This window comes from Bradyrhizobium acaciae, assembly GCF_020889785.1.
Classification (GTDB): Bacteria; Pseudomonadota; Alphaproteobacteria; order Rhizobiales; family Xanthobacteraceae; genus Bradyrhizobium; species Bradyrhizobium acaciae.
On sequence record NZ_JACMYK010000238.1, the window covers coordinates 1 to 6,687 of the forward strand.

The following is a 6,687-nucleotide window of genomic DNA, read 5'->3' on the forward strand; positions in this document are numbered from 1 at the left end:
CGCAGAGCCATTGGCGTCGCGGGCGCCCCTTGCCGCGGGGGCAAAGGATAGTTTTCAGCTCCCGCTCCGGCATGCCGGCACCTTCCTGTGCGAGCCGCTGCTCGGTGACGGCGGCATGGCGCCGACGCGGCCGCGCCCGCTGATCGTGACCGGCACCTCGCCGGTCGCGGTCGATCGCGACGAGGTCTTGCTGATCGAGGAGTGGCGCCTCCGGTCGGATGGAACCGCAATTCCGGCAGGCGGCGATCCGAAAGATTCAACGCAAATCCATACGATTAACGGGAAAACCTCATACGACATCTCGGCGCCGGCCAACACCCGTCTCAGACTCCGCTTTATCAATGGCGGCCCGCGCAGCGTGCTGGCGGTCAAGCTGGAGAGCCTCGACGTCCGGGTGATGGCCATCGACGGCCAGCCGGCCGAACCGTTCCCGGCCCGGAACGGTGCGCTGGTGCTGGCTCCCGGAAGCCGCACGGATGTCTTCGTCGATGCGGTCGGGCCGGCCGGGACGAGCTTTGCGATCCTCCTGCACGACGGCAAGCAGGCCCGCCCGGTCGGCAAATTGGTCGTCTCGAGCGAACCGCCGGTCCGAGCGGCGCCGTTTCCACCCGCGCCACCGCTTCCGGGCAATGACATGCCGGCCGCGCTCGACCTCAAGAGCGCCGCAAGGTTCGATCTGGCGCTCGGCACGCCCACCGACTGGTCCCGCCCGGCGGAGTTCAAGCCGTCGGCCGCTCCGGCATTTCAGGCCAAAACCGGGCGGCCTGTCGTGCTGACACTGACCAATCACGGCGCGATCGCCAGCGTCTTTCATCTGCACGGCCATCACTTCCGACTGCTCGACCGGCTCGACGACGGCTGGAAGCCGTTCTGGCTCGACACGCTCGCGGTCGAGCCCGGCCAGACCCAGCGCATCGCCTTCCTCGCCGAATATCCGGGCCGCTATCTGATCGAGCAGGTTGCGACCGATTGGGCCGCGCCGAGGCTCGTCCGATGGTACAGTGTCCAATAACAACAAGAGGAAACGCCCATGAGTCAGACAGTTGCAGCGATCCGCGGAGTGCGGGCGCGAAGCGTGGTGGTGCCGCTCAAGCGTCCCGTGAAGAACGCGTTCGGCGTGATCGATTCCGGACCGCTGGTGCTGATCGATGTCGAGACCGATCAAGGCGTTACCGGGCGTACCTACATCTTCGCCTACAGCAAGCTCACGCTTAAACCTCTGGTCTATCTGATCGAGGAGATCGGCCGCGAGCTCGTCGGCAAGCCGGTCGCGCCGTTCGACCTGATGAAGGCGATGGATGCCAGGTTTCGTCTGCTCGGCTGGCAGGGCCTGGTCGGCATGGCTGTGTCCGGTCTCGACATGGCCTATTGGGATGTGCTCGGCCAGCTCGCCGGCCGGCCGTTGGTCGAGTTGCTTGGCGGCTCCGCAAAACCGATCAAGGCCTATGACAGCTACGGCGTGGTCGATCCTGCGGCCGATGAGCGCGCGCTGCGCCGTTCGCTCGATCAGGGCTTTCGCGGCATCAAGATCAAGGGTGGCGACGGCGATGCCGCCAATGACGAGCGCGTCGTGAAGGGCGTGCGCGCCCTGCTCGGCCCCGACATCGCGCTGATGATCGACTTCAACCAGTCGCTCGATCCGGCCGAAGCCACCCGCCGCATCTCCCGCCTTGCGCCCTACGATCTGCACTGGATCGAGGAGCCGGTGCCGCAGGAGAGCCTGTCCGGCCATGCCAAGGTCCGCGAGACCTCGCCGACTCCGATCCAGGCCGGCGAGAATTGGTGGTTTCCGCGCGGCTTCGCCGAGGCGATCGCGGCCGGCGCATCCGACTTCATCATGCCCGACGTGATGAAGGTCGGCGGCGTCACCGGCTGGATGCAGGTCGCAGGACAGGCCGATGCCGCGTCGATCCCGATGTCGAGCCATCTGTTCGCGGAGGTCAGCGCGCATCTGCTCGCGGTCACGCCGACCGCGCATTGGCTCGAATTCCTCGACTTCGCCGGTGCGATCCTGGCAAAACCCGCCGAGATCATCGATGGCGCCGTGACCGCGCGCGGTCCGGGGCTCGGCATCGAGTGGAACGGAGCTGCGGTGACGAAATATCTCGTCAGCTAAAGCGCGATGAGATCGGTTGAATCGTCATCGAGCGTTAGCACTTTGTTGGAGCATGGTCTTTTCGGAAAACCGCTTCGCACTTTTCCGGATCATGCTCTAGCAAGCAATGGATGGCGCGCTGGGTGCGCTTCACCTTCGCGACGCATTGATGTAGGCCAACGGGACATCGGAGCGCTCAATGTCCACCAACAACAAGCTGACGCTCAAATTCCGTTGCCCGACGGAGCTTGAGGGACTGATACCGCAACCCATCCCGGCTGCGCAGGGCGTTCCCGACTGGCTCAAGGCGATGCCGGCGACGGCGTTCTCTTCAATCAACCTGCACGACGAGGATACCATCAAGCGCTGCCCGCCGTTTGTGGACGCGATGACCTGCGGATTCCTGCTGCCGCTGGTCTGCGATCTCAATATCCAGAACGGCGAGATCACCTGGGACCACGACCTGCCGCCGGGAGGCACGCCCGAATTCCCGCGCTCGCCGATCGGCTTCCACGATCCCGGTCAGGTCACCGGTACGCCCCTGTTTGAGGAAGGACGCTTCTTTCTCAAATTTCATAATCTGTGGACCGTTGAAGCCCCGGAGGGCTACGCGGTGTACTTCACGCACCCGGTCAACCGTTTCGACCTTCCCTTCACCACGCTCAGTGGCCTGGTCAATTCCGATCTCTATACCGACAATTGGGTGCATTTCCCCGCGTACTGGCACGACAAGAATTTCAAGGGTGTCCTTCCCAAGGGGACGCCGATCGCCCAGTGCATTCCGGTCAAGCGAGACAGCTGGAGCGCGCAGGCATCGCCGTTCACCGCCGAAGAAGCCAAGCGCGTCGGCGAATTCCGCGGTGAACTCAGGCGGCAGCCCAATCTCTATCGGAGAAACTTCAGGGCGTGAGCCGCGGCGAGATTTCGTCCGGCGCCCCCGACCTCACTCCGCACCGAGGAATTTCGCAACGTCGCTCCGGGCGAAGAAGAAACGGCCATGCGAGCCGGCGGCCATGACGAATGCCGCGCGTCCCAGGAGCTGGGGCTGCCCCTGCGTGACGGCGCGGAGCGCCGCCTGGGCGGCATCGCGCTCACCCCGCTCGAAAAGCGATGTCGCGAGGTAGGCGCGGGTCGAGCGATCGTCCGGATACATCGCGAGCACGCGGCGGAAAGCCTCCGCAGCTCCGGCGTAGTCGCCATGAAGAATTAGGACTCGCCCGAGCTGGTTGAGAACGTCGGGGCGTCCCGGCGCAGCATCACGCGCAGCCGTCAGGACGCTCGCAGCCCGTGCGATGTCATTGGTCTCATGTAGCAGGCGTCCGAGGTCGAGCTTCAGATCGACGCTGTCAGGCGCAAGCTGAAGGCCGCCCTCGATCGTGCCGATCGCCTCGTCGTACTCACCAGCCTTGGCGAGCTGTCCGGCGAGCTCCTGAAACGAAGGCAGGTATGGCGGCCGTCGGGCAACCGTGCGCCGAAGCTGCGCGATCCCGTCCGTGACGCGCCCCGCGCCACACAGCAACGCGCCGAGCAAGGTCTCGACCTCTCCATCCTCGCCGCGCCGCGCAATCCTCTCAAGCGGTGCGATCGCCTCGTCTCCCCGCTTCTGCCCCATCAGGGCATGCGCCAGCAGGAGCGCGGCATGTCTGTCCGTGCGACTTGATTTCAGGATGTTCGTAGCAATCTGCTCCGCCTGAGCAAATTGCTGCGCCCGCAACGCCAATGCGCCTTGTTGCAGCGCCTGAGCGAGGAAATTGTTCTGCCTGCCACTCACGAGCGAGATTCACGGGATGCCAAAGAATGTCATTGGGCTTTAGCCCGCATCTCCCCACGCGTCCACCGAAACTCTCGTGAGAGGCAACATGCGCTTCCCCTCAAGCGAAGCCCCGCTACGCGGGACAAGTGCTGGATCAATCCTGTATCGTGGGGCTGGTCGGCCTGCCGCCGAACGAACCTGACACCATGTCGCTCAGATCGGAGAACCAGGATGGCACAGTGCGTTGTTATCGTACAATTCGACCTTCCGAAACGAACCGAGGAACAGGCCATCAGGGGCGGCGTGGGTACCGCGCCGATCTATCGAAACCTCGCGACACGGGGGTTGATCCGGAAAGACTACCTCAACGGCGAGGCCGGCACCGGAGGCGTCTATCTGTGGGAGACCCGAGAGGCGGCCGAGGCATGGTTCACCGAGGCCAAGATAGCCGAGCTCACCGACCGGTTCGGAGTCCGGCCGCGGCTGACCTGGTACGATACGCACGTCACCGTCGACAATCTCAAGGGCGAGACGCGCGTGAACCCAACCACCCTGAACTCCGCAGCGGAATGAACCGGCCAGAGCCATCCGCCGAACGTCCGCACCTGACCGCAGTGCGGGCGCTCGACGTGGCGAACGCGGTTCGGTCTTTGTCGCGGCCGGGGTTCGCCTTGGCCTGCCTCATCGGATCGTGCCTCGCCGGACCTGCATTCGGCAAGGACGGCGATAGCGACGCCACGAATACGGCAAACGCATCGCCGAACATCTATCTCGATTTGCGAACCAGCTACGCAACGGTGCCGGCCGGCGCCTTACCGATCGGCTTCGGCGGCTCGGCGCGGCTTACCGCGCTGCAATCGCTGGCGCTGGCTAACGGCACGACGCTGTCGTCCCGGCAATCCCTCGCCGTCGATCTTCCGATGACGGTGGATGTCACCGATAAGGTCTCGCTCTACGCCGGTGTTTCCGGCACGTCGACCTACGCTCAGACGCAGGGCTGGTCGTCCTTCGACGTCACCAGCTGGAACATCGGTTTCCAGGCAGAGCTCTACAGCCAGAATGGCGGCTCGATTCCGACCGTCACGTGGCAATCCACGATCACCCAGTCGATCCCCAACGGGCCGACCGGAACAACGACATTCAACAATATCTTCGAACTCAGCTACGCCTTCGACAAGGATGAAACACGCGGGCTGCTGGCCGGCATCCAGGATACCCGGGTCGAGGTCGCGACCGCGCTCGCCCGCATTCATCCGAACATCATCGGCTATGTCGGCGGCTATTATCAGTGGCCCAACAACTGGAAATTCACCGGCCGCGTCGGGATCCAGCATTTCGGCGGCGCGCAGATCCTGAATCTCCCGCCCGTTCAGTCCTTCACCGAGCCGATTCTCCGGCTCGATCTCGATCGGATGGATGACAACGACAATCGGTTGTTCGGGGTCACGGCCCAGATATTGTGGGTGCCTAAGCCGTCCTACCAGCTGACGCTGAGGACGCCGCTTTACTTCGTGCGCAATTCGACGCCGTCGCCGTAACGCCACGGTTGCGCGGCGATCGCCGAGATGTGAGCCGGCGTCCACTCCCCGCCAGACACGCCGGGACTCGGTTGCAGCTTGCCGCGCGCCCGTGCGGGCGAGCTATCCCGGCATCAACATCAATCGGCGCGAGCTTGCGGCCGAGGACATGGCCGGCGAGCGCCGGGCCGCACGAATCCAGAGATAGCGCACGTCCGGCTCCTTCTCCTCGTTGCGGCTGCCGTCGGTTTGCTCGACCGGCACAAAGCCGTGCGCGTCGTAGAAGCGGCGCGCCCGTGCATTGCGCTGGAAGGTCCAGAGTTGCAGCCGGTCGCGGCCCTGTTTCGCGATATCGAGCAATGCGCCGCCGATGCCACGGCCCTGCGCGGCCGGCAGCAAGTAAAGCTGCTCGATCCAGTCGTCATGGAACGCGATCACGCCGCGCATCGCCTCGCCATCGAACGCACCCCACAGCGTGCAGGTCGCCAATATCCGCTCGCGGTAGAACCAGCGGTCTTCGTCAGGCGTATGCAGGCCGGCGAGCCAGGGCAGCGCATCGTCGAACGCCGCACGATGCACGCGCGCGGCGGCGTCCATGTCGGCAAGGGCGAGCCGCCTAATACTCAATCCCGAACTCGTCATAGAGGCGGCGAAACACGGCCGGCAGCACCTCGGTGAGATCCTCGGCGATCAGGCCGGGTCCCGCTTCGCCGGCCGCCTCGCCATGCAACCACACACCGATGCCGGCCGCCTCGAAGGCCGCAACGCCCTGCGCCAGGAAGCCCGCGATGATGCCGGCCAGCACGTCGCCGGCGCCGGCGGTGGCAAGCCAGGGCGGCGCATTGGCGGCGATGATGGCGCGACCGTCCGGAGAGGCGATCACCGTATCCGCGCCCTTCAGCAGCACCACCGCGCCGGAGCGCTCGGCCGCCGCGCGGACGCGTTCGAGCTTCGAGCGGCCGGGGTGCTTGTTGGAGATATCGCTGAACAACCGCGGAAACTCGCCCTCATGCGGGGTGAGCACCACCCCAAGGCCGTCGGATGCCTTGATCGCCTCGAACAGGCGGTCCGGCGTCCCGGCAAAACTCGTCAACGCGTCGGCATCAAGCACCAGATGCCGCCGTGCCGACAGCGCAGTGTGAACGAAGTCGCGGGTGCGCGCGCTGACGCCCGCGCCCGGTCCGATCACGCAAGCATTGAGGCGCTTGTCGTCGAGCAGTTCGGCGAACTGGATCGGATTGTCGACCGCGCGCACCATCACCCCGGTCAGCGCAGCCGCGTTGACGGCAAGCGCGTCGCGCGGCGAGGCCAGCGTCACGAGG

The 6,687-nt window shown here is 65.2% G+C and carries 8 protein-coding genes; 5 read left to right on the forward strand and 3 right to left on the reverse strand.

Annotated features, from left to right (window positions below):
* The 3 genes from H8A92_RS39125 to H8A92_RS39135 all read left to right on the forward strand — a co-directional run.
* On the forward strand, positions 1-1,012 hold a 1,012-nt coding region (locus H8A92_RS39125), incomplete at its 5' end, for a multicopper oxidase domain-containing protein (RefSeq protein ID WP_229200601.1).
* 18 nt (positions 1,013-1,030) lie between these two features.
* Complete coding sequence (locus H8A92_RS39130; protein ID WP_229200602.1) at positions 1,031-2,116, forward strand: enolase C-terminal domain-like protein; 1,086 nt, start codon at positions 1,031-1,033, stop codon at positions 2,114-2,116.
* Positions 2,117-2,294: 178 nt separating this feature from the next.
* A complete protein-coding gene (locus H8A92_RS39135) occupies positions 2,295-3,005 on the forward strand; it encodes a hypothetical protein (protein ID WP_229200603.1) in 711 nt (236 codons plus the stop codon).
* Positions 3,006-3,038: 33 nt separating this feature from the next.
* On the opposite strand, the gene H8A92_RS39140 is transcribed toward H8A92_RS39135, so the two are convergent.
* Complete coding sequence (locus tag H8A92_RS39140) at positions 3,039-3,866, reverse strand: tetratricopeptide repeat protein (protein ID WP_338026701.1); 828 nt, start codon at positions 3,864-3,866, stop codon at positions 3,039-3,041.
* A gap of 213 nt (positions 3,867-4,079) precedes the next feature.
* Between H8A92_RS39140 and H8A92_RS39145 the strand changes: the two genes are divergently transcribed.
* Positions 4,080-4,421, forward strand: coding sequence for a monooxygenase (locus tag H8A92_RS39145; RefSeq protein ID WP_229200604.1), 342 nt, complete (start codon positions 4,080-4,082; stop codon positions 4,419-4,421).
* A 98-nt stretch (positions 4,422-4,519) separates the two neighbouring features.
* Positions 4,520-5,386, forward strand: coding sequence for a hypothetical protein (locus H8A92_RS39150; protein ID WP_229200605.1), 867 nt, complete (start codon positions 4,520-4,522; stop codon positions 5,384-5,386).
* 102 nt (positions 5,387-5,488) lie between these two features.
* Here H8A92_RS39150 and H8A92_RS39155 read toward each other — a convergent pair whose 3' ends face one another.
* Together H8A92_RS39155 and H8A92_RS39160 are read right to left on the reverse strand one after the other, a co-directional pair.
* Entirely contained in the window at positions 5,489-6,007 is a 519-nt protein-coding gene (locus H8A92_RS39155; RefSeq protein ID WP_229200606.1) for a GNAT family N-acetyltransferase, read from the reverse strand.
* Positions 5,982-6,687, reverse strand: a 706-nt coding sequence (locus tag H8A92_RS39160; RefSeq protein ID WP_229200607.1) for an ADP-dependent NAD(P)H-hydrate dehydratase, incomplete at its 5' end; no start/stop codon positions are given. The genes H8A92_RS39160 and H8A92_RS39155, both read right to left, overlap by 26 nt.